Source organism: Nonomuraea sp. NPDC047529 (assembly GCF_040642995.1).
Classification (GTDB): domain Bacteria; phylum Actinomycetota; class Actinomycetes; order Streptosporangiales; family Streptosporangiaceae; genus Nonomuraea.
This window is the reverse complement of record NZ_JBEYTJ010000008.1, coordinates 269221-290415: the sequence shown is the minus strand read 5'-3', so window position 1 is coordinate 290415 and position 21195 is coordinate 269221. Positions and strand designations below refer to the sequence as shown.

At 72.0% G+C, this 21195-nt stretch carries 20 protein-coding genes; 4 read left to right on the top strand and 16 right to left on the bottom strand.

The features are described 5' to 3' along the window. Window positions 1–33: 33 nt before the first annotated feature. Genes ABZ815_RS15940 through ABZ815_RS15930 form a run of 3 tightly spaced genes read right to left on the bottom strand, consistent with a single transcriptional unit; the run spans window position 34 to window position 4213 of the window. Window positions 34–1842, bottom strand: a complete 1809-nt coding sequence (locus tag ABZ815_RS15940; RefSeq protein ID WP_357698237.1) for a hydantoinase B/oxoprolinase family protein — start codon at window positions 1840–1842, stop codon at window positions 34–36. Next, window positions 1835–3835 carry a hydantoinase/oxoprolinase family protein gene (locus tag ABZ815_RS15935; protein ID WP_357698235.1) on the bottom strand — a complete coding sequence of 667 codons (2001 nt, stop codon included), beginning with the start codon at window positions 3833–3835 and terminating at the stop codon, window positions 1835–1837. Before ABZ815_RS15935 ends, ABZ815_RS15940 begins: the two co-directional genes overlap by 8 nt. 6 nt (window positions 3836–3841) lie before the next feature. Further along, window positions 3842–4213: a hypothetical protein gene (locus tag ABZ815_RS15930; RefSeq protein ID WP_357698234.1), complete on the bottom strand. Its 372-nt coding sequence runs from the start codon at window positions 4211–4213 to the stop codon at window positions 3842–3844. A 102-nt stretch (window positions 4214–4315) separates the two neighbouring features. Between ABZ815_RS15930 and ABZ815_RS15925 the strand changes: the two genes are divergently transcribed. Beyond that, window positions 4316–4930, top strand: coding sequence for a thymidine kinase (locus ABZ815_RS15925; RefSeq protein WP_357698233.1), 615 nt, complete (start codon window positions 4316–4318; stop codon window positions 4928–4930). A gap of 43 nt (window positions 4931–4973) precedes the next feature. On the opposite strand, the gene ABZ815_RS15920 is transcribed toward ABZ815_RS15925, so the two are convergent. From ABZ815_RS15920 to ABZ815_RS15905, 4 genes are all read right to left on the bottom strand, one after another. Further along, window positions 4974–5378: a MarR family transcriptional regulator gene (locus ABZ815_RS15920; protein WP_357698231.1), complete on the bottom strand. Its 405-nt coding sequence runs from the start codon at window positions 5376–5378 to the stop codon at window positions 4974–4976. Window positions 5379–5412: 34 nt separating this feature from the next. After that, window positions 5413–6084: a DsbA family oxidoreductase gene (locus ABZ815_RS15915; RefSeq protein ID WP_357698229.1), complete on the bottom strand. Its 672-nt coding sequence runs from the start codon at window positions 6082–6084 to the stop codon at window positions 5413–5415. A 61-nt stretch (window positions 6085–6145) separates the two neighbouring features. Further along, entirely contained in the window at window positions 6146–7042 is an 897-nt protein-coding gene (locus tag ABZ815_RS15910; protein ID WP_357698227.1) for a hypothetical protein, read from the bottom strand. A 55-nt stretch (window positions 7043–7097) separates the two neighbouring features. Then, window positions 7098–7733, bottom strand: a complete 636-nt coding sequence (locus ABZ815_RS15905; protein WP_357698226.1) for a carbon monoxide dehydrogenase subunit G — start codon at window positions 7731–7733, stop codon at window positions 7098–7100. 96 nt (window positions 7734–7829) lie between these two features. Between ABZ815_RS15905 and ABZ815_RS15900 the strand changes: the two genes are divergently transcribed. The 3 genes from ABZ815_RS15900 to cydB all read left to right on the top strand — a co-directional run bounded on the left by ABZ815_RS15900 (window position 7830) and on the right by cydB (window position 11151). Continuing rightward, the gene (locus tag ABZ815_RS15900; protein ID WP_357698224.1) at window positions 7830–8741 is read left to right on the top strand and encodes a polysaccharide deacetylase family protein; all 912 of its coding nucleotides are present in this window, start codon (window positions 7830–7832) and stop codon (window positions 8739–8741) included. Between the two features lie 172 nt (window positions 8742–8913). Next, complete coding sequence (locus ABZ815_RS15895; protein WP_357698222.1) at window positions 8914–10257, top strand: cytochrome ubiquinol oxidase subunit I; 1344 nt, start codon at window positions 8914–8916, stop codon at window positions 10255–10257. A gap of 12 nt (window positions 10258–10269) precedes the next feature. Beyond that, entirely contained in the window at window positions 10270–11151 is an 882-nt protein-coding gene (gene cydB / locus ABZ815_RS15890) for a cytochrome d ubiquinol oxidase subunit II (protein WP_357698220.1), read from the top strand. Window positions 11152–11157: 6 nt separating this feature from the next. Here the strand turns inward: cydB and ABZ815_RS15885 are convergent, their stop codons facing one another. The 9 genes from ABZ815_RS15885 to ABZ815_RS15845 form a co-directional block, all read right to left on the bottom strand. Next, on the bottom strand, window positions 11158–11574 hold the full coding sequence (locus tag ABZ815_RS15885) for a hypothetical protein (protein ID WP_357698218.1): 417 nt from the start codon (window positions 11572–11574) through the stop codon (window positions 11158–11160). A gap of 32 nt (window positions 11575–11606) precedes the next feature. Beyond that, complete coding sequence (locus ABZ815_RS15880; protein ID WP_357698216.1) at window positions 11607–12620, bottom strand: leucine-rich repeat domain-containing protein; 1014 nt, start codon at window positions 12618–12620, stop codon at window positions 11607–11609. A gap of 8 nt (window positions 12621–12628) precedes the next feature. After that, the gene (gene cutA / locus ABZ815_RS15875) at window positions 12629–14980 is read right to left on the bottom strand and encodes an aerobic carbon-monoxide dehydrogenase large subunit (RefSeq protein ID WP_357698215.1); all 2352 of its coding nucleotides are present in this window, start codon (window positions 14978–14980) and stop codon (window positions 12629–12631) included. A 37-nt stretch (window positions 14981–15017) separates the two neighbouring features. Further along, the gene (locus ABZ815_RS15870; RefSeq protein WP_357698213.1) at window positions 15018–15494 is read right to left on the bottom strand and encodes a (2Fe-2S)-binding protein; all 477 of its coding nucleotides are present in this window, start codon (window positions 15492–15494) and stop codon (window positions 15018–15020) included. Further along, the gene (locus tag ABZ815_RS15865) at window positions 15484–16356 is read right to left on the bottom strand and encodes an FAD binding domain-containing protein (RefSeq protein ID WP_357698211.1); all 873 of its coding nucleotides are present in this window, start codon (window positions 16354–16356) and stop codon (window positions 15484–15486) included. The genes ABZ815_RS15870 and ABZ815_RS15865 overlap by 11 nt, the downstream gene beginning before the upstream one ends. Continuing rightward, a complete protein-coding gene (locus tag ABZ815_RS15860; RefSeq protein ID WP_357698209.1) occupies window positions 16353–17765 on the bottom strand; it encodes a solute carrier family 23 protein in 1413 nt (470 codons plus the stop codon). The genes ABZ815_RS15865 and ABZ815_RS15860 overlap by 4 nt, the downstream gene beginning before the upstream one ends. Window positions 17766–17915: 150 nt before the next feature. Then, window positions 17916–19244, bottom strand: coding sequence for a solute carrier family 23 protein (locus ABZ815_RS15855; RefSeq protein WP_357698207.1), 1329 nt, complete (start codon window positions 19242–19244; stop codon window positions 17916–17918). Window positions 19245–19346: 102 nt separating this feature from the next. Next, the gene (locus ABZ815_RS15850; RefSeq protein WP_352363868.1) at window positions 19347–19556 is read right to left on the bottom strand and encodes an RNA-binding S4 domain-containing protein; all 210 of its coding nucleotides are present in this window, start codon (window positions 19554–19556) and stop codon (window positions 19347–19349) included. Between the two features lie 11 nt (window positions 19557–19567). Further along, the gene (locus ABZ815_RS15845) at window positions 19568–21178 is read right to left on the bottom strand and encodes a PucR family transcriptional regulator ligand-binding domain-containing protein (RefSeq protein WP_357698205.1); all 1611 of its coding nucleotides are present in this window, start codon (window positions 21176–21178) and stop codon (window positions 19568–19570) included. Window positions 21179–21195 lie beyond the last annotated feature (17 nt).

The window sequence follows — 21195 nt, the reverse complement described above, 5'->3', positions numbered from 1 at the left end:
TAGCCCTGTTCATAACGAAGAGTGATGATGTCTTTACAGTTCGTCCACCTCGGCGAACGTTCTTCCGCCGGACAGCCTCGGGTAGCCGGGGCCGCGGTCGAAGAAGCGGTCCGCGGGGGGACGGAGGCGGGCGCGGAGTTCGGCGGTGCCGCGTTCGTCGATGCGGTCGCCGTCCAGGACCACGCCGTAGTCGCCGAGGGCGCCGGCGATCGAGACCTTGCCGTCGCGGACGTCGGCCGCCACCGCCCTCGGGTCGCGGTCGTAGGGGGAGCCCCAGCCGCCGCCGCCCGTCGTGCGGATGCGGATCAGGTCGCCGGCCTGGACGGGGTGGTCGTCCACCAGGCCGTCCATCTCCTTGCCCGCGATCTCCACCCGGAACGGGCGCCCGGCCAGGCCGCCGTTGACGCCCCAGCACGACAGGATCGACCGGTCGGCGATCGACATGTACGACGCGTCCCGGAGCATCCTGATGTGCTTGTCGTAGCCGAGCCCGCCGCGGAACATGCCCGGACCGCCCGAGTCGCAGGCCAGCCCCAGCCGCTCCACCCGGAACGGCCAGCGCGCCTCGGCGAACTCGACCGGGATGTTGCGCGAGTCGGGGACGATGTGGATGGTGTCCTCGCCGTCGGCGTACCAGCGGCCGCCCGAGCCGCCGCCCAGGACCTCGCGCATCAGGTACGGCATCCCGTCGGCGTCGGTGCCGTACACGCCGGTGTAGCGGATGGTCTCCTGGTCGGCGGGCATGCGTCCGCCGGTGGCCTTGGCCAGCACGCCGGCCAGCACGCCGAGCAGGCGCAGGATGACGAACGTGCGGGCGTTGGTGGGGGCGGGGAAGACCGGGGTGAGCAGCGTGCCCTTCTCCGGGAAGACCATCTTGATCAGCGGGACGACGCCCTCGTTGACGTCGAGCTCGGCCATGCGCTCGGGCGTGTCGGCGAGGTTGCGCAGCACGGGCGCGAGCCACTTCTTCAGGAAGACGCCGTCGGCGTAGTCGCCCGCGTGGTTGATCGGGCCCTTGGCCTGGGGCGAGGTGCCGGTGAAGTCGATCGTGAGCGGCGCGTCGGCGGCGTGGTCGACGGTGAGCGTGATGCGCTGGGCGTGCAGGCGGGGCTCGTCGACGCCGTCGTGCTCGGCGTAGTCCTCCCAGACGTACGTGCCTTCGGGGATCTTGGCGAGCAGTTCCCTGCGGAAGGTCTCGGTGGTCTTGGAGACGATCGCGTCGAAGCACTCCTCGACGGCCTGCCTGCCGTACCGGTCGAACAGCTCGCCGAGGCGGCGGGCGCCCATGAGGCAGGCCGAGCACTCGGCGTCGAGGTCGCCGGCCAGGGAGTCGGGCATGCGGGAGTTGCGGGTCATGATGCGCAGCGCGGTCTCGTTGGGGACGCCCTGGTCCCACAGCTTGATCGGCGGGATCATCAGGCCCTCTTCGTACACCGAGCGGGCGTGCGAGGGCATCGAGCCGGGCACCGCGCCGCCGATGTCGTCGTGGTGGCCGAACGCCTGCACGAACGCCACCACCGCCCCGTCGTGGAAGACCGGCACGGTGACGCACAGGTCGGGCAGGTGGCCGATGCCGCCCTCGGACAGGTAGACGTCGTTGTGGAAGTAGACGTCGCCGGGCTTCATCGTCTCGATCGGGAAGTCGCGCACGATCGGCTGGACGAGCGCGCTGTAGGAGCGGCCGGTGAGCTTGCGCAGGCGGGCGTCGTGGATGCCGGCGCGGAAGTCGTGCGCGTCGCGGATCATCGGGGAGCGGGCCGTACGGGCGATGGCCGTCTCGACCTCCTGCTCGACGGAGGCCAGCGTGCCCTCGACGATCTCCACCAGGATCGGATCAATCACGTCGGATCTCCAGATTTCCGTATTCGTCCACCTTCGCGGTGAAGCCCGGGTGCACGGGGATCGTCGATCCGTACTCCTCGATGACCGCCGGGCCCTGGACGGTGGCGCCGGGGCCGAGGGCGGCGCGCTGGTGGATCGGCGTGTCGCGGGTCTCGTCGAAATGCACGGGACGGACCGAGGTGGCCCCGCTGCCCGGCCCCTCCAGCCGCCGGACGGCCGGACGGGTGATCGGACCGATTCCCGAGACGCGCAGGTTGACCCATTCGACGCCGTGGCGGGGGTCGTCCCGGTAGGCGTAGCCGTACAGCTTCTCGTGGGCGTCGTGGAAGCCGTCGATCACCGTGCGCTTCCAGTCGTCGTCGAGCGGGCCCGCCGGGGCGGCGACGCGCACCTCGAACGCCTGCCCGTAGTAGCGCAGGTCGGCGCTGCGGACGTAGACCGGGTCGTCGAAGCCCTCGCGGTCGAGCGCCTCGGCGGCCTGGCCCTCCAGTTCCTGGAAGATCTGCGCGGCGGTCTTGAGCGCGAGGTCGCGGGTGACGTACGTGCGCACGTAGTCGTTCTTGACGTCCACGGTGAGCAGGCCGAACGCCGAGACGTTGCCCGGGTCGCGCGGGACGACGACGGCCGGCAGCCCCAGGATGTCGATCAGGCGGCAGGCCAGCAGCGGCCCCGACCCGCCGAACGTCACCAGCGGGAAGTCGCGTACGTCGAGGCCGCGCTTGACGGTGAGCTGCCGGATCGCGTTGCTCTGGTTGAACGCGCTGATCTCCAGGATGCCGGTCGCGGTGCGCTCGGGGGTGAGCCCCAGCTTGGCGGCCAGCGCCTCGACGCCCTGGCGGGCGGCCTCCACGTCGAGCGGGATCTCGCCGCCGAGCAGGTGGGGCGGGATGCGGCCGAGGAAGACGTGCGCGTCGGTGACGGTGACCTCCGAGCCGCCCTTGCCGTAGCAGAGCGGCCCCGGATCGGCGCCGGCGGAGCGGGGGCCGACCTTGAGCGTGCCCTCGGGCGAGATCCAGGCCACCGAGCCGCCGCCCGCGCCGACCGTGACGATGTCGATCATCGGGATCTTGCACGGGTAGCGGCCGACCGTGCCCTCGGTGGTCAGCGACGGCTCGCCGTCGATCACCACGGCCACGTCGGTCGAGGTGCCGCCGCCGTCGAGGGTGATCACCGAGGGGTGCCCGGCGGTGGAGGCGATCAGCGCCGCGCCGAGCGCGCCCGCCGCCGGGCCCGACAGCACGGTGGTGATCGGCTGGTTGACGACCTCGCGGGCCGACAGCACGCCGCCGTTGGACTTCATCACCGAGAACGGCATGCCCAGCCGGTTGGACAGGTTGGCGATGTAGCCGCGCATGGCGGGCTTGACGGCGGCGTCCACCAGGGTGGTGATCGAGCGTTCGTACTCGCGGTACTCGCGCAGCACGTCGCTGGACAGCGAGATCACCGCCTCCGGGTGCTCGCGCCAGAGCACCTCGCGCATGCGGCGCTCGTGCTCGGGGTTGGCGTAGGAGTGCAGGAAGCACACGCCGACCGCGTTGATGCCCTTCGACCTGAACCAGCGCGCCGCCTCGACGGCCTGCTCCTCGGAGAAGGGCCGCACCTCGTTGCCGAGGTGGTCCAGCCGCCCGCCGACCGTCCTGACGAGATGCACGGGGACGATCCGCGGCGGCTTGACCCAGAAGTAGGAGTTGCCGTAGCCGTCCGGCACGCTCTGCCTGGCGATCTCCAGGACGTACTCGAAGCCCTCGGTGGTGATGAACCCGAGGTTCGCGATGCGGTCTTCGAGCAACTGGTTCGTGGCGACGGTGGTGCCGTGGACGATGGAGGCAACGTCGAGCTCGCCCAGCTTCCCGATGCCCGCGACGAACCCGTCGGCCGGGTTCGCGGGGGTCGAGGGGGTCTTGGTGGTGACGATCTCACCGGTCTGCTCGTCCACCGCCACGACGTCGGTGAACGTGCCCCCGGTGTCCACTCCGATACGGACGCTACGCATGGCTCCTCAGCTTCGGCGACGGCCGAGAACTTCGTCGATGACCCGGGGCGCGTTCTGGGTGCCGACATAGGCCGCCAGGCGCACCACCAGCTCCTGGGACTTCGCCAGTTCGGCCTCGACCTTGGCCTTCCCCGACTGCCCCGCCTGCACGCCGAAATAGGCGCCCATGATCGTGCCCACCACCCCGGCGACGCCCGCGAACAGCGCGGCGAACTCCTTGGTGGCGAACACGGCGGCGCCGAAGGCGATCAGGATCGCGACGATGCCCGCCACGACGACCAGGAAACCGTACCGCCATCGGGTGGCGTCGGCCTGGGCGGCCGTCACGTCGTCCTGTGTCAGCATCGCGTCGAGCGTCGGTGGATTGTCGGTGACCACAGTTCCTCCTGATAGTCCAGGGGAGAAATGTCCCACGAGGTCATGGGACAAGCCAAGCCGCTAAGCTGGCCTCCTGTGACCGAACTGTCTGCCTTGTCTGCCGTGCCTTCTGGAGCGCGGGACGCCGTGCTGAAGTTCTACTTCGGCCCCATGGACTGCGGGAAGTCCACTCTGGCGCTCCAGATGAACTACAACCACGGCCGCCAAGGGCGGCGCGGGCTGGTCCTGACCAAGCACGACCGCTCCGGCGGCCCGAAGGTCACCAGCCGGATCGGGCTGGGCCTTGAGGCGATCGAGGTGGAGGACACCCTCGACCTCGTGCGCCTGGTCACCTCGCACGAGCGCATCGACTACCTGATCTGCGACGAGGCCTGCTTCTACACGGTCGAGCAGATCGAGCAGCTCGCCGACCTGGTGGACGAGCACGGCATCGACGTCTACGCCTTCGGGCTGGCCTCCGACTTCCGGTCGGTCATGTTCCCGGGCGCGCAGCGGCTGTTCGAGCTGGCCGACGAGGTGTGCCGGCTGCAGGTCGAGGTGTTGTGCTGGTGCGGCCGCCCGGGGCAGCTCAACGCGCGCGTGGTGGGCGGCGTGCTGGCGCGGACGGGCGAGCAGGTCGTGATCGGCGACACCGACGCCTCGGCGGTGCGCTACCAGGTGCTCTGCCGCCGCCACCACCGCTCCGGCCAGCTCGGCGAGGGCGCCACCCCGGCCTGACCCCGGCGCCACACACCAGCCGGCGCAGGGCGCCGCTCCGGTCTCACACCAGCCGGTGCAGGGCGTCCCTGAACAGGCGTTGCTCGTCCTCCGGCAGGGTGGAGAGGAAGGCGCGCTCGGCGGCCTCCACGGCCGGCACCGCGAGGCGCATGGTCTCGCGGCCGCCGTCGGTCAGCTCCACCGCGTTCTTGCGGCGGTCGCCCGGGTGGGGCCGCCGCGCCACCAGCTTCTTGGCCTCCAGCGCGTCGACCATGGCGACCATGGTCGTGCGGTCGATGCCGAGCCGCTGGGCCAGCTCCTGCTGCGACAGCGGCTCGGGGGCGTCGATCACCGCCAGCACGGCGAGCTCCCGCCCGTCGAGGCCGTACGGCTCCAGCGCCGGGCCGGTGAACTCGGCCAGGCGCAGCGCGGCATGCTTGAGCAGGTAACCAAGGCGACGGCTGGACACCCCCCGATTCTCGCACCGCCGCGGGCGGGGCCGTTCAGACCGCGCAGAAGCCGTCGTCGTCGCACCCGTCGGCCGGCGGCGCGAGCTGGGTGATCGGCGTCTGCCCGGTACGCTCGGCGACCTCGTCGATGGCCGCCGCGAAGGCGTCCTCGGGCTGCGCGCCCGACACCGCGAACTTGCCCTCGAACAGGAACAGCGGCACCCCGCTGATGCCCAGCGCCCCGGCCCGGCCGAGCTGCTCGCGCACCTGCTCGGCGCCCTCGCCGGTGTCCTCGACGCCGACCTCGGCGGCCAGGCGGCTCAGCACGCCGGGGTCGCCCACGTCCGCGCCCTCGCCGAAGTACGCGCCGAACAGCCGGTCGGCCATCTCCTTGCCGAGCCCCTGGGCGGTGGCGACCTCGATGAGCCGGTGGGCCTCGAAGGTGTTGGCGCTGACGGCCCGTTCGTAGTCCATCGCCAGGCCCTCTTCGGCGGCGACGGACCCGACGCGCTCGGTCATCTGCCGCGCGCCGGGCCCGAACTTGCGCTCAAGGGCCGGGATCAGCGGCTCGGCCTCGGCGGGGGCGTCGGGATTGAGCTGGAACGGGCGCATGGTCACCTCGATCGTGCCGCCCTTGGCCCGGAAGCGCTCGGCGGCGCGGGCGAATCTGACATGCCCGATGTAACACCAGGGGCACACGACATCGGAGAAAATCTCGACTTTCACCTCAGCCACAACCACGCGGCCCGCACGGCGATTCCTGCGGGCCGCTCCCGCAAGGAGCCGATCAGCCGGCGGCCAGTTCCTCCAGGCGGTAGGGCAGGTAGGCCGAGTCGTCCACCAGCGCGGACGCGCCGCGCCACCATCCGAACCACTCGCCGCTGCGCCACATCCAGTCGACCCGCTCGATGGCGGCCACCACGTCGCCCACGGTCCCCCAGCGTTCGCCCAGCTCCTCCCGGGTGACGCCGTGGCGTACGGCCCAGGCCCGCAGGACGCCCGCGGCTGCGGCCGGGATCTCGCGGGCGTAGGGGTCGGGCTTCTCGCCGGGGAGCCGGTGGGGCCCGAGCCCGGCCGCCACCCCCCAGCTCCACTGGGCCTCGGCGGGCCTGGAGTAGCGCAGCGACTGGAAGTCCAGATTGGACCCGAGCGCGTCGTCGGAACGGCGGGCGACGACCGCGTCGAGCCGGCCGCCCGCGTCGAAGTGCACCACGAGCCGCTGGCCCGGCCGGACCCCCGGCGGCAGCTCGAAGCGGTCCTCGGCCTGCCAGGAGTTGAGGTCGACCTCGGCGACGGGCCGGCCCCAGAGCTGGTCGGCGGCGTCGTCGGCGATCCAGGCGGCCAGCATCTCCAGCGCGGTCAGGTCCGTCCACGGCTCGATCGCGACGGCCGTGCGCAGCACCTCGTCGGGAGAGGGCAGCTTGCCGCCCCTGGGCCGCGTCCACCAGCCGTCGCCCAGCTCGCGGGTGCCGACGAGCAGCGCGGCGATGGCGGCCAGCTCGGCCGATCGGCGGGTGAGCGACGCGCCGAGCGCGAGCCCGAGCGCGCGGTCGGTCCGTTCGTCGCCGAGCACCGGCCGCACCTCGGCGACCAGGGACTCGGCGGTGGGGCGCTCCTCCCCCAGCAGGTTGCGTACGATGCGCCTGGCTTCGTTCCGTGCGTCTTCAGCGTGTGCCTGCCGCATACCGCCACGCTACGCCCGGAGATCCTTTTCCGCGAGGGTCGTCGGGGCGCGTCCCTCAGCCGCGCCGGCCGCGTCCGCCTCGGGCGAGCAGCCAGCCGACGGCGACGCCGGTGAGGGCGACGCCCGCGCCCATGCCGAAGGAGGCCAGCAGCGCCCACGGGCGGGTCTCGGCGGCCCGTCCGGGAGGCCGCTGGAAGACCGCGGGAGCGGCCTGGGCGGGTGCGGCGTCGGCCGGCGCCTGGGCGGCGGGGAGCGGGGCGCAGAGGTGGCCCTCGACGGCGGAGAAGAACTCCCCCGCCGTGCGTCGGGCCACCGAGCCGAGCATGCGCTGCCCGACCCCGCCGATCATCCCGCCGATCACGGCGTCGGCGTCGTAGTCGACGCGGGTGCCGCCGTCGATCTCGCTCAGGCGCACCTGGACGGTGGCCTCGACCGTGCCGGGCGCGCCCTGGCCGCGCGCCCGCAGGGTGAAGCTCTCCGGCGCGTGCGGCTCGGCCAGCGCCACCTCCCCCTGGTAGACGCCCTTGACGGACGCCACGCCCGCGTTGACCGTCATCCTGTAGGTGTCCGGCCCGGTCTCCTCCAGGCGCTCGCAGCCCGGGATGGTGCGTACGAGCACCGCCGGGTCCTGGAGCGCGGCCCACACTCGATCACGTTGTACGCCGATCACGGCGCTGCCCGCCACCTTCATGCGGCCACTCTAGGCACCGGTGAGCGGCTGGTTAAGGGCAAGACCTGCCAGTCGCGCGACGCGTCGTGCGGATCAGGGCTGGCAAGATGGTGCTCCATGTGCTGGGGGCGTGGAACGGTCTGGGGCGGGGCCGGGCGTGGCGGGCTGGGTCCCGTCGTGCTCGCCGGGGTGCTGTCGGCGCTGGTCGCCGGGTGCGCGCAGGGCGGCACGACCGGCGACGTCGAGCCGGAGCCGTCGGCGAAGCCGTCCGCGACCGGCGCGCGCACTCCCCGGCCCACCCCGCAGGGCCCGCCGGGGGCGCCGGGGGCGCTGCCGCGTGCGGGCGAGGTGGGCCCGATCAGGGGCGAGGACGGCCTGCCCCCGGTGATCAGCTCGATCCCCACCAAGCGCAAGGTCGTCTTCCTGACCATCGACGACGGCTGGGAGCAGGACCCCGGCTTCGTCAAGCTGGTACGCGACCGGCGCGTGCCCATCACCGCCTTCGCCATGCGCGACGCGGTCGAGGCCAAGGGCAGCCCCGACCCGGCGGGCGGCCCCGGCCGCTACGTGGGCGCCGGCAAGTGGGGATATTTTCGCCAGCTCCGCGATCTCCACGTGCCCATCGAGAACCACACGCTGACCCACCCCGACCTGCGCCGCCTGCCCTTCGACGGCCAGCGCCGCGAGATCTGCGGTTCGGCCCAGGTGGTCGGCAAGGAGATCGGGACCCGGCCGGCCCTGTTCCGGCCGCCGTTCGGCAGCTACAACACCGACACGCTGCGGGCCGCCCGGCGCTGCGGGATGAAGGCCGTGCTGCTGTGGACGGCCACCGTCCAGCCGGGTGGCAAGATCGCCTACCAGGTGCCCGACAAGCGCCTGCGTCCCGGCGACATCCTGCTCCTGCACTTCCGCCCCAACCTGGCGGCGGACTTCCGCGTGCTGATCGACAAGATCCGGCGGCGCGGCTTCGAGCTGGGCAATCTCCAGGCCTACCTGGACGCCTCCGGCGGGGTCCGCCGGGCGGGGTAGAGAACGATCCGCCCGGCGGGTGACGCGCCGGGACGTACCCGTACGGAATCCTCGACGAGTAGCCAGAAAACGGGGGATGTGACCAAGGTCGCATCGCGATGCTCTACGCCCTGTAGTACTACTACAGGTAGAAGTACTACAGCCTGTAGAGCGATGAGCGGGTGGGGAACAGATGGACGCGCTTGACCTGGCACGGTGGCAGTTCGGGGTCACCACCGTGTACCACTTCTTGTTCGTACCCCTGACCATCGGTCTGGGCATCTTCGTGGCGGGCCTGCAGACGGCCTGGCACCGTACGGGCAAGGAGCACTACCTCAAGCTCACGAAGTTCTTCGGGAAGCTGTTCCTGATCAACTTCGCCATGGGCGTGGTGACCGGCATCGTGCAGGAGTTCCAGTTCGGCATGAACTGGAGTGAGTACTCCACGTTCGTCGGGGACGTGTTCGGCGCCCCGCTGGCCATGGAGGCGCTGCTGGCCTTCTTCATGGAGTCCACGTTCCTCGGCCTGTGGATCTTCGGCTGGGACCGGCTGCCGAAGAAGGCGCACCTGGCCAGCATCTGGGCCGCCGCCATCGGATCGAACCTGTCGGCCTACTTCATCCTCGCGGCCAACGCCTGGATGAAGCACCCGGTCGGCTACGAGGTCGTGGACGGCAAGGCCAGGATGACCGACCTGTGGGCGGTGCTGACCAACTCCACGGCGGTCGCGCAGGTCCCCCACGTCATCGGGGCGGCGTTCATCGTGGCGGGCGGGTTCGTGCTGGCGGTCAGCGGCTACTGGCTGCTCAGGACGCGCGCGCCGATGTGGCGCAGCGCCGCCCGGGGCGCGCTGGTCATGACGGCGATCGCGGGGGCGGTCGTCGCGGGCACCGGCGACATGTCGGCCAAGCTGATGTACGAGCAGCAGCCCATGAAGCTGGCCTCCGCCGAGGGCCTGGAGCGCGACACCGCCGGGGCGGCCTTCTCCCTCGCGCCCGGCATCGAGATCCCGAAGGTCCTCAGCTTCCTGGCCACCAACGACCTCAACGCCACCGTCCAGGGCACCGAGGACCTGCAGAAGCGCTTCGAGCAGCAGTTCGGCCCCGGCGACTACCGGCCCGACCAGACGATCGTGTTCTGGTCGTTCCGCGTGATGATCGTGTTCGGCATGGCCACGGCGGGGCTGGCGCTGCTCGGGCTCTGGCTGACCCGGCGCAGGCGCGAGGTGCCGTCCTGGCTGGCGCGGGCGCTGCTGCTCGCGCTGCCGCTGCCGTTCGCCGCGGTGATCGCGGGCTGGCTGCTGAGCGAGATCGGCCGGCAGCCGTGGACGGTCGCCGGCGAGCTGCTGACCGCCTCCAGCGTCTCGCCCGGCGTGACCCTGGCCGAGGTCGCCATCTCGCTGACCGTCTTCACGCTCCTGTACGGCGGCCTCGCCGTGGCCGAGGTCGTCCTGCTGGCCAAGCACGTGCGCAAGGGCGTCGAGGAGCCGCAGCCGGCTCCCGAGGCGCAGCCGCTCGAACCGTCGCTGATGTACTAGAGGGACCAGACCATGATCAACCTGTGGTTCGTCATCATCGCCTTCCTCTGGACCGGGTACTTCGTCCTCGAAGGCTTCGACTTCGGCGTCGGCCTGCTGGCGCCGCTCCTGAGCAGGAACGCCGCCGAGCAGCGTCAGAGCCTGCAGACCATCGGCCCGGTCTGGGACGGCAACGAGGTGTGGCTGATCACGGCGGTCGGCGCCATGTTCGCCGCGTTCCCCGCCTGGTACTCCGGCCTGTTCAGCGCCTTCTACCTGCCCGTCACGCTCATCCTGGTCGGCCTGATCGTGCGCGGCGTCGGGCTCGAATGGCGCGGCAAGGTCGCCAACCCGATCTGGTGCGACGTCGGCATCCTGGTCGGCAGCGGCCTCCCTGCGTTCCTGTGGGGCGCGATCTTCGCCGACGTGCTGTTCGACAGCGGCCCGGCGGCCCTGGTCGGCGGGGCGTTCACGCTGACGCTCTGCGTGCTGCACGGCGCGGTCTTCCTGGCGCTGCGGACCACCGGCCCGGTGCGCCGCCGGGCCAGGACCGCCGCCATGGCCGCGGCGGCGGTGGCCATCCCGGTGGCCGTGCTCGCCCTGTCGAACCTGGGCTCGCCGCCCGCCCTGGCCGCCATGGCCGCGCTGGCCGCCGCCGCCGCGCTGATCTGGCGGCGCAGGGAGGGCTGGGCGTTCGGCGCGACGGCCGCGGGCATCGTGCTGGCCACGCTGGCGGTCTTCATCGAGCTGCGCGTCGCGCCGCTGCCGGGGCTGACGCTGGCGCAGGCCGCCTCGGGGCCGTACACGCTGACGATGCTGAGCTGGATCGGGCTGATCACGCTGCCGTTCGTGCTGGTCTACCAGGGCTGGACGTATTGGGTGTTCCGCAAGCGGGTCATCCTGACGGCGGCGTAGGGCCCGCTAACCGACCTTGCGCATCTGGTTCGTGCGGTGGTCCTTCAGGTGGAGGTCGCCGCCGAGCCGCTCCTTCAGCAGCTCCAGCACCTTGCGGCTGGACAGCACGGTCCACAGGTTGCCGACCAGGTGGGGGTTGTACTCGGGGGCGGCGTCCATCCAGGCGTCCTTGCCGGACTGGCTGGCGAACGTCGTGACGAAGAACTGGCCGTCGGGGGTGCGGCAGTAGCCCGTACGGATCTCGGCGGCGTCCACCTGCATGCGCGGCTTGCAGCCGACCTTGGCGGCGAGCTGTTCGACGGTCTGCGGCGCCGCCGCCCGCGCGGCGCTCGGACCGGGCGCCGCGGAGCCGCCCCCGGAGGAGCAGGCGGCGACCAGCCCGGCCAGCAGCGCGAGAGCGGCCAGACGTGGAAGTGTCGTCATGTGCGGAGGTACGCACGGCCGCCCGCGCCGGTTCAGCGCAGGACGACGCAGCCCCGGGCGCGCAGGAGACCGAGCACCGGCGGGTCGTCGTAGAGCTTGTTCCAGCGCAGGTCGAGCTTGCGCAGCCCGGTCAGCGCCGCGAGCGAGTCGGGCAGCTCGCGCAGCCGGTTGTTGCGCAGGTCGAGATGGGTGATCCCGGACGGCAGCACGGGCAGCTCGCTCAGGTGGTTGTTGCGCAGGTCGAGCACGCGCAACCCGGTCAGCGCCGCGAGGGAGGCGGGCAGCCGGGTCAGCCGGTTGCCCTGCAGGTGCAGCTCGCGCAGGCTGCCGAGCCCGCCGACGGTCTCGGGCAGCGCCTCCAGCCGGTTGTTGTACAGCCGCAGCTCCACCAGGGACGTCATCGACCCGAGCGCGTCCGGGAGCCTGGTCAGCCGGTTGTCGGTCAGGTTGAGGTAGGCCAGCCGGTCGAGGCGGCCGAGCGCGGCGGGGACGTCGGTGAAGCCGTTGTCGCTCAGGTAGAGGTAGTCGGTGAGCGGCAGGTCGCCCACCTCGGGCGGGATCGAGGCGAGCCGGTTGTGGCCGAGGTCGAGCATGCGCAGCCGGGTCAGGCCGCCGATGTCCGGGGAGATCTCGGTGAGGGCGTTCTCGGCGAGGTTGAGGGATTCGAGCGCGGTCAGCTTCCACAACGCGGCGGGCACGGAGGTCAGCCGGTTGCCGCCGAGCGCCAGGTGGCGCAGGCGCGGGCCGAGGTCGCCGGGCAGACGCTCGATCCGGTTGCCGTAGAGGAACAGGGTCTCCAGGCCGGGCGGGCAGGCGGGGACCTCGCTCAGCTCGTTGCCGTCGAGGTGCAGGGCGCGCAGCGCGGTCAGGCCGGACAGGCCGGGCAGCTCGCGCAGCCGGTTGCCGTCGAGCCGCAGCTCCTCCAGCGAGCCGAGCCCGGCCACCCGGTCGGGCACGTGCGTGATCCCGTTCCAGGCCAGGTCGATCGTCCGCACGTCGTCGGGGACGTCGGGGAAGGCGGTCAGGCCGGCGCCGGGAGCGAGCATGCCGCAGATCATCGCATACGCAGCCCGAACAGGTCGGACGGCGAGATGGGCATGCGGTCGATCTCGATGCCCTCGGCGTCCTCGATCGCCGAGGCGATGACCGCCGACACCGGGATCACGCCGGCCTCGCCCGCGCCCTTGATGCCGAGCGGGTTGAGCGGCGAGGGCGTCTCCAGGTGGGCGGTCTCGATCGGGGGGATCTCGGTGGCGTACGGCATGAGGAAGTCCATGAAGGAGGCGTTGACGAGCTGGCCGTGGACGTCGTACTCCATGCGCTCGTACAGGGCGCCGCCGATGCCCTGGGCCACTCCCCCGTGGATCTGGCCCTCCACGATCATCGGGTTGATCAGCCGGCCGCAGTCGTGCACGACGGCGTACCTGACGACCTTGATCTCGGCGGTGTCCGGGTCGGTCTCCACGATGGCCGCGTGCATGCCGGAGGCGAACGTGGACCTGATCGGCGAGTAGTAGCCGCGCCCTTCCAGACCCGGCTCGTCGCCCTCGGCCACCGGCGGCCGGGACGGGTCGGCCACGCCGGAGAACTGGGTCGCCCTGGCCGTCTCCTCGTCGAAGGCGTACCGCAGCGGGTTGGCCAGCACGGCCACCGTCGAGAGCGGGATCGCGGCGGTCGGCGCGCCGACGACGTGCACCATGCCGTCGTCGATCTCCAGGTCGGCCGGGTCGGCCTCCAGCGCCTCGGCCGCGATGCGCAGGGCCTTCTCCTTGACCTTCCGGCAGGCCAGGGCGATGGCGTTGCCGCTGACGACGGCGGCCCGGGAGGCGAAGGTGCCCACCGCGTACCCGAACCTGCGGGTGTCGCCGGTGACCACGCTGACGCGGTCGATGGGCACGCCCAGCTCGGCGGCGGCGATCTGGGCGAAGGCGGTCTCGTGGCCCTGCCCCTGGGAGGTCAGGCCGGTCGAGACGTGCACCCGGCCGTCGGAGGTGATCTGCACGTGCCCGCCCTCGTACGGGCCGACCCCGGTGCCCTCGACGTAGCAGCCGATGCCGATCCCCCGGCCGGGACGCCGCTCGAAGGTGTCCCAGCCGATCAGCTCCTTGATCATGCGGAGCATCTCCGGGTAGTTCCCGCTGTCGTAGACGAGCGGGCGGCCGTCCTGGAAGATCATCCCCTGGTCGTACGGGAACTCCTCGGGCCGGATGAAGTTGGCCGCGCGCACCTCGGTCCGGTCCTTGCCGAGGTAGCGGGCGATCTTGTCCATGGTCCGCTCCATGCAGAACACGCCCTGCGGGCGGCCGGCCCCGCGGTAGGGCGTGACCTGCACGGTGTTGGTGTAGACCGCGGTGAACTCGACCCGGTAGGCCCCCGGCTTGTACGGCCCCAGCAACTGCGTGGAGGTGACGATGGGGACGATGATCCCGTACGGCGTGTAGGCGCCGTGGTCGTGCAGGATCGTCACGTCCAGGCCCAGGACGCGGCCGTCGTCGTCGAAGCCGACGCGCACGTGGTGGATCTGGGCGCGTTCGTGGGCCGAGGAGATGAAGTGCTCCCTGCGGTCCTCGGTCCACTTGATCTCGCGGCCGAGCGTCATCGCGGCCCACGGCACCAGGATCTCCTCCGGCCACGGGTGCACGATCTTGACGCCGAAGCCGCCGCCGACGTCCGGCGCGATCACCTCGACCTGCGGCAGCGGCAGCCCGAGCGCGGCGGCGACGGCCATGCGCACGCTGGTGGAGGTCTGCGTGCTGGAGTGCACGCGCAGGTCGCGGCCGTCCCAGCGGGCGTGCACGCCGCGTCCCTCCAGGGGCGTGCTGGCGCTGCGCTCGATGTCGAGCCGGAAGGCCAGCGTGTGCGGCGCGCCCTCGACGGCCTCGCGCGCGCCCCTGCCGTCGGCCCCGGGCACCTCCTGGACGAGGTGCGCCCCCACGTTCCCCGGCACGTCCTCGTGCACGAGCTGGGCGCCCTGCACCGCCTCGGCCAGGCCGACGACCGGCTTGAGCGGCTCGTAGGCGACCTCGATGAGCGCGCAGGCGTCCTCGGCGGCGTACCGGTCGGCGGCCACGACCATGACCACGGGCTCGCCCACGTGCCGCACGACCTCCCTGGCCAGCGGGTACGCCGTGCGCCCGTGGGTGAGCGCCGGGTGCGGGATGAGCAGCGGCAGCGGCCGGCCGACCCGCTCGGGCAGGTCCTCCCAGGTGTAGATCGCGACCAGGCCCGGCACGTCGAGCGCGGCGGACACGTCGATGTCGCCGACGCGGGCGTGGGCGTGGGGCGACCTGACGAACGCGGCGGCGAGCGCGTCGCGGCCGAGGTCGTCGAGGTAGCGGCCCTGGCCGGTGAGCAGTCTCGGGTCCTCCCGCCGCTGCACCGGCTCACCGAACAGTCTGGTGCTCACGACACCTCCACACACGGCCCACCGGCTGGAACCAGGCTCATGACTCCTCCGCCAGCAGCTCGGCGGCGCGGTGGACGGCCTTGATGATGTTCTGGTAGCCGGTGCACCGGCACAGGTTGCCGGAGACGCCTTCGAGCACCTCCTCGTGGGTGGGCGCCGGGTTGTCGGCCAGCAGGGCGGTCACCGTGCACAGGAAGCCCGGGGTGCAGAAGCCGCACTGCAGGCCGTGGCACTCGGCGAAGGCCCGCTGCACCGGCGAGAGCCCGTCCGGGCCGGCCAGGCCCTCGACGGTGGTGATCTCGCGCCCGTCCACGGTGACCGCGAACGTCAGGCACGACCGGACCGGCTCGCCGTCGAGCAGCACCGTGCAGCAGCCGCAGACGCCGTGCTCGCAGCCGACGTGGGTGCCGGTCAGGCCGAGGTCGTGACGCAGGCAGTCGGACAGCAGGCGGCGTCCGGGGACGCTGACCCGCCTGGCCGTGCCGTTCACGGTCAGCGTGATCTCATGTTCCACCGGTCGCCGTCCCCTCCCGTGCCGCTTCGCGCAGTGCCCGTTCGGCCAGCACGCCCACCAGGTGCCGCCGGTAGGCCGCGGTGGCGTGGATGTCCCCCTCGGGGTCGGTGCCCTCCCGCACGGTCCGCGCGACGGCGGGCCAGTCGACGCTCGCGGCCGGCCGGTGGCCGCACTCGCGCGTCACGTCCATCAGGACGGGGACCGGGCCCACGCCGACGCAGGCGACCCGGGCCGCGGCGATGCGCAGGTCGTCGTCGAGCGTGACCACGGCGCAGACGCCGGCCAGGGCGTAGTCGCCGTGCCGCCGGGACACCTCCTGGAACGCCGTCCCGGCCCGGCCGCCGAGCGCCGGGAAGTACGCCGACACGGCCAGCTCGCCGGGGCGGACGTCGGACTCCATGGGCCCGACGAAGAACTCCCGGGCCGGCACGTCCCGCTCGGTGATCCCGGCGGCGCTCCAGCGGGCCAGCCGTACCGAGCCGCCCAGGACGGCCAGCACCGCGGGCAGCTCGGCGGCCGGATCGGCGTGCACCAGGCTCCCGACGACCGTGCCCCGGTTGCGGATCACGGGATGGGCGACCAGCCGCAGCGCCTTCGTCAGCAGCGGGTGCGCGCCGGACCGGGCCACCCGCGAGTGCCGGGCCAGCGCGCCCACGCGCACCCCGTCGCCGCCCGCCTCCACGGTGTCCAGGACGGCCAGGCGGTTGATGTCGACGACGTGGCCGGGGGCGGCAAGCCGCATGTTGAGCATGGGGATCAGGCTCTGGCCGCCGGCCAGCACCTTGCCGTCTACCTCCGCGAGCGTCCGCAGCGCCTCGCCGAGGTCGCGGGGCGCGTGGTAGGCGAACGGCGGCGGCTTCACCCGGCCTCGCCCTGGACCGGCCGCGGGGAGCGTCCGGCGATGACGCGCAGCAGGTGGTGGCCGCCCACCACCACGACGGTGCCGAGCGCGATGCCCTCAAGGGAGAAGTCTCCGCCGATCATGTGCGTCACCGGTCCGATCGCCAGGATGATGCCCGCGCCGATCGGGACCATGTTGACCGGGTCGGCGAAATCCACCCGGTTCTCGATCCAGATCTTGGCGCCGAGTAGTCCGATCATGCCGTACAGGATGACGGTGACGCCGCCGAGCACGCCGCCCGGCGTGGCGGCGACCAGCGCGCCGAACTTCGGGCACAGGCCGAACAGGATCGCGATCACGCCGGCGATGTAGTAGGCGGCCGTGGAGTAGACCTTGGTGGCGGCCATGACGCCGATGTTCTCGGCGTAGGTGGTCGTGGGCGAGCCGCCGACGGCGCTGGTGACGACGGTGGCGGCGCCGTCGGCGATGATCGCCCGGCCGATGTAGGGGTCGACGTCGGTGCCGGTCATCTCGCCGACGGCCTTGACGTGACCGACGTTCTCGGCGATGAGCGCGATCACCGCGGGCAGCACGAGCAGCACCGCGGAGAAGCGGAAGTCGGGCGCGTGGAAGTCCGGCAGCCCGAACCAGTCGGCCTTGGCCACGGCGTCGAAGCTGACCCGGTCGTGCGGGAAGGCCGTGGCCACGCAGTACGTACCCTCCGCCGGGCAGGCCGCGCCGGCCGCGTCGCGCAGGTTCTGGCCGGGCAGCACGGAGGTGACCGGACCGGCCGCCCGGTCCAGCACCCACGACAGCGCGAACCCGGCGACCAGCCCGATCAGCACCCCGACGCGCCCGGCGAACCCCTTGAACGCCACGATCACGACGAACGTCACCAGCATCGTCACCAGCGCCACCCACTGGTCCTGCCCCCAGTAGACGTCGGCGACCACGTACGCCAGCCCGAACCCGATGAGCATCACCACCGCGCCGGTGACGACGGGCGGGAAGATCCGGTGGATGATCTGCACCCCGAGCAGGTGCACGGCCAGCCCCGCGAGCGCCAGCACGAGCCCGGCCACCAGGATCGAGCCGGTCACGAGGGCGTCCGCGACGGACTGGTCGGTGCCGACGGCGGCCCTGATGGCGAACACGCCGCCGACGAACGACGCGCTGGTGCCCAGGTAGCTGGGCACCTTGCCCTTCACGATCAGCAGGAACATGATCGTCGCGACGCCCGACATCATCACGGCGACGTTCGGGTCGAGCCCCATGACCAGCGGGAACACGAACGTGGCGCCGAACATCGCGATCACGTGCTGGGCGCCGAAGCCGACCATGCGCGGCCAGCTCAGCCGCTCGTCGGGCCTGACCACCTCGCCGGGCGCCAGATGCCTGCCGTCACCGTGTCTGGTCCATCCGAAAACCATCTGCGCCCTCTCTTCCGGGCCGGCGACCGTGCCTTTGCGGGCACATTAGGACCGCCGCAAGGCGGCTACACGGGCATGATCTGCCAAACATCCCGCGGTCGCCAGAGCGAACCTCTCGTACGGGAGGGTCGCCGGCCGGAAAGAGAGGGGTTATCGGCCGGTTTCGGGCACCGGTTCGCGGCGCGTGGCGCGCAGCAGGTGGTAGCCGACGAGCAGCACGATCGTGCCGAGCGCGATGCCGCTCAGGGAGAACGTGCTGGTGATCGGGAACGCGACCGGACCGATGGCGATGATGATGCCCGCGCCGACCGGGACCAGGTTGACCGGGTCGGACAGGTTCACCTTGTTCTCGATCCAGATCTTGGCGCCGAGCAGGCCGATCATGCCGTACAGGATGGTGGTGACGCCGCCGAGCACGCCGTCGGGGGTCGCGGCCACGAGCGCGCCGAACTTGGGGCACAGGCCGAACAGGATCGCGATGACCGCCGCGATGTAGTAGGCGGCCGTGGAGTAGACCTTGGTGGCCGCCATGACGCCGATGTTCTCGGCGTACGTGGTGGTGGCCGGGCCGCCGACCGAGGTGGCGACCACGGTGCCGACGCCGTCGGCCATGATGGCGCGGCCCATGTAGCCGTCGACGTCCGCGCCGGTCATCTCGCCGACGGCCTTGACGTGGCCGACGTTCTCGGCGATGAGCGCGATCACGACCGGCAGCACCAGCACGATCGCCGACACCTCGAACACGGGCCCGTGCAGCGACGGCAGGCCGATCCAGTCGGCCTTGGCGACGCCCTGGAGGTCGACGCGGAAGTGCTCGGTCACCTTGCCGGTGGCGTCGGGGGACAGGATCTTGCCGCCCACCAGGTCCCAGACCCATGACAGCACGAACCCGAAGACCAGGCCGAGCAGCACGCCGATCCGTCCGAGGAAGCCCTTGAAGACCCCGATGAACACGAACGTGGCCGCCATCGTGAGCAGCGCCACCCACGGGTCCTTGGGCCAGTAGACGTCGGCCGCGACGTAGGCCATGCCGAACCCGATCAGCATCACCACGCCGCCGGTGACGATCGGCGGGAAGACGCGGTGGATGATCTGCACGCCCAGCAGGTGGATGGCCAGCCCGCACAGGCCCAGCACGACGCCGACCGCCAGCAGCGCGCCGGTGACGGTCGCGTCGCCGCCCCCGGCCGCCCGGATCGCCACCACGGCCCCCACGAAGGACGCGCTGGACCCGACGTAACTGGGGATCCTGCCCTTGACGATCAGCAGGAACAGGATCGTCGCGACGCCGGACATCATCACGGCCAGGTTCGCGTCGAGCCCCATGACCAGCGGGAACACGAACGTCGCGCCGAACATCGCGATGACGTGCTGGGCGCCGATGCCCACCATCCTGGGCCAGGAGAGCCGCTCGTCAGGCTTGACGACCTCTCCCGGCGTCAGATGTTTCCCGTCGCCGTGCAGCTTCCACCTGAACACCGCGAACCCACCTCAATCTTCCGCCTGACCAGCGGCGACGTCTTCCGAACATGTCGGAGAGCACAATAAGGGGTGTCGCGACCATCCGGATACGGCGGGCCGTTATTGCACGTGGATCGTGAACCCGTCGCCGCTGACCACCTGGCCCGTGCGGATCTTGGCCGTCTTCCGCAGCTCGACCTCGCCGTCGACCTGGACCAGGCCCTCGGCGATGAGATGTTTGGCCATGCCGCCGGTCTCGGTGACCCCGCAGTACTTCAGCAGGTCGCACAGCGGGATGTACTCGGAACGCAGTTCGAAATCCAGATCCACGAGCCCCAAGCCTAGATGCCGCGCATGCGCAGCACGTGCAGGGCCAGGGTCAGGTTGAGCCGCAGGTGGGGGTCGTCGGTGAAGTTGCCGAGCAGGCGTTCCAGCTTCCCGATCCGGTAGCGCAGCGTGTTGTAGTGGAAGTGCAGCCTGCGGGCGGTCTCGGCGACGTTGAGATTGGTCTCCAGGAGCACCTGGAGGGTGCGCCGCAGGTCGGCGTTCTCGGCGTCCTCGTCCCAGGCCAGCGGGCCCAGCGTCTCGCGGACGAACGCGTGCAGCTCGCCGGTGTCGTTCACCAGCGACAGCAGCCGGTAGACGCCGAGCTGATCGAAGTGCGCGACCGCGCCCGGCCCGTGGAGCTGCCGGCCCACCCGGGCCGCCTTCAGCGCCTGCGAGTACGCCTCCGGCAGCGTCCCGGCCCCCGGGCTCGGCCGCGAGGTCCCGGTCGAGAACGTCGCGGGCGGCACGTCGGCGAACGCCGAGGCCGCGTCCTTGGCCACCCTGGCGGCGTCGAGCGAGGCGTCCACCACGGCGACGACCTCGTGCGAGAACCCGGCCACCGCGCCGCGCGGGTCGTGCCGCCGGACGGCCGCCGTCCAGCAGGACACCAGCCGGTCCTGGGCGCTGCGCTCGTCGCCGTCGGGGTCGAGCTCGGCCACCAGCACGATCACCGGCCGCGCCAGGTCCCAGCCGAACGCCCTGGCCCTGGCGTCGACCCGCTCGGCCGTCCCGGCCCGGCCGGTGAGCACGTCGCGCAGGAAGTCGGCCCGGTACTTGCTCTCGACGGCGTTGACCGCCTCCTGCCGGGTCACCACCAGCGCGGCGACGGTCGCGGCGCGTTCGAGGATGCCGATGTCGCTGTCCCTGATCGCGCCGGTGGCGCTGTAGGCGACGATCCGGCCGTGGTGGTGGCCGCCGGCCAGCACGGGGGCCGAGGCGAACGACCTGCCGCGCCCGGACGCGTCGGCGGTCCGCGCGGGCGGCGGGCCCTCGCGGGAGATCGACTCGCGCAGCGCGGCGACGTGCTCGGCCGCCCCGGCGGTGGCCAGGACCCGGCCGGAGCCGTCCACGGCGGCCACGGCCACGTCGAGGAGCTGGGCCACCTCGGCGGCGACCTCGTTCAGCCCGCCGCCGGCCAGCACCACGTGGACCAGCGCCCGGTGCGCCTCCTCGGCGCGGGCGAGCACGGCGGCCTGGCGGTTGAGTATGTCGGTGAGCACCTGGTTGAGGATGTCGTCGAAGCCGACGTCGTTGGGCAGCAGGATGAGCGGGAAGCCGAGCCGGTCGGCCTGCTCGGTCATCTCGGCGGGCAGCTCGTCCACGTACCGGCCGAGCTTGATCGCCAGGGCGGCCAGGCCGCGCTCGTCCAGGTCGGCGACCAGGCGGCCGAGCGACTGCGGCGTGTTGCGCAGCGGGTAGCCGGTGGTCAGCAGCAGCTCGTGCGGCTTGACCCAGGCCAGGATGTCGGGCACCTCCATGACGTTGAGCCGCTGCACGATGCGTCCGAGCCCGCTCTCCCCCGCGATCAGCCTGGCCTCGGCCAGTGTCGAGACGCCGAGCACCTCTCCGACGGAGACGCCGTGGATGATCGTTCCGGTGCTGGCCAGACGCACGGGGGGCTCCATGTGGTGATTGTGACTCC

Excerpts from the sequence above, each read along its gene's own strand:
- ABZ815_RS15935 (WP_357698235.1), bottom strand. The coding sequence starts at position 3,835 with ATGCGTAGCGTCCGTATCGGAGTGGACACCGGGGGCACGTTCACCGAC.
- ABZ815_RS15910 (WP_357698227.1), bottom strand. The coding sequence starts at position 7,042 with ATGCGGCAGGCACACGCTGAAGACGCACGGAACGAAGCCAGGCGCATC.
- ABZ815_RS15905 (WP_357698226.1), bottom strand. The coding sequence starts at position 7,733 with ATGAAGGTGGCGGGCAGCGCCGTGATCGGCGTACAACGTGATCGAGTG.
- ABZ815_RS15900 (WP_357698224.1), top strand. The coding sequence starts at position 7,830 with ATGTGCTGGGGGCGTGGAACGGTCTGGGGCGGGGCCGGGCGTGGCGGG.
- ABZ815_RS15895 (WP_357698222.1), top strand. The coding sequence starts at position 8,914 with ATGGACGCGCTTGACCTGGCACGGTGGCAGTTCGGGGTCACCACCGTG.
- cydB (WP_357698220.1), top strand. The coding sequence starts at position 10,270 with ATGATCAACCTGTGGTTCGTCATCATCGCCTTCCTCTGGACCGGGTAC.
- ABZ815_RS15885 (WP_357698218.1), bottom strand. The coding sequence starts at position 11,574 with ATGACGACACTTCCACGTCTGGCCGCTCTCGCGCTGCTGGCCGGGCTG.
- ABZ815_RS15880 (WP_357698216.1), bottom strand. The coding sequence starts at position 12,620 with ATGCTCGCTCCCGGCGCCGGCCTGACCGCCTTCCCCGACGTCCCCGAC.
- ABZ815_RS15860 (WP_357698209.1), bottom strand. The coding sequence starts at position 17,765 with ATGGTTTTCGGATGGACCAGACACGGTGACGGCAGGCATCTGGCGCCC.
- ABZ815_RS15845 (WP_357698205.1), bottom strand. The coding sequence starts at position 21,178 with ATGGAGCCCCCCGTGCGTCTGGCCAGCACCGGAACGATCATCCACGGC.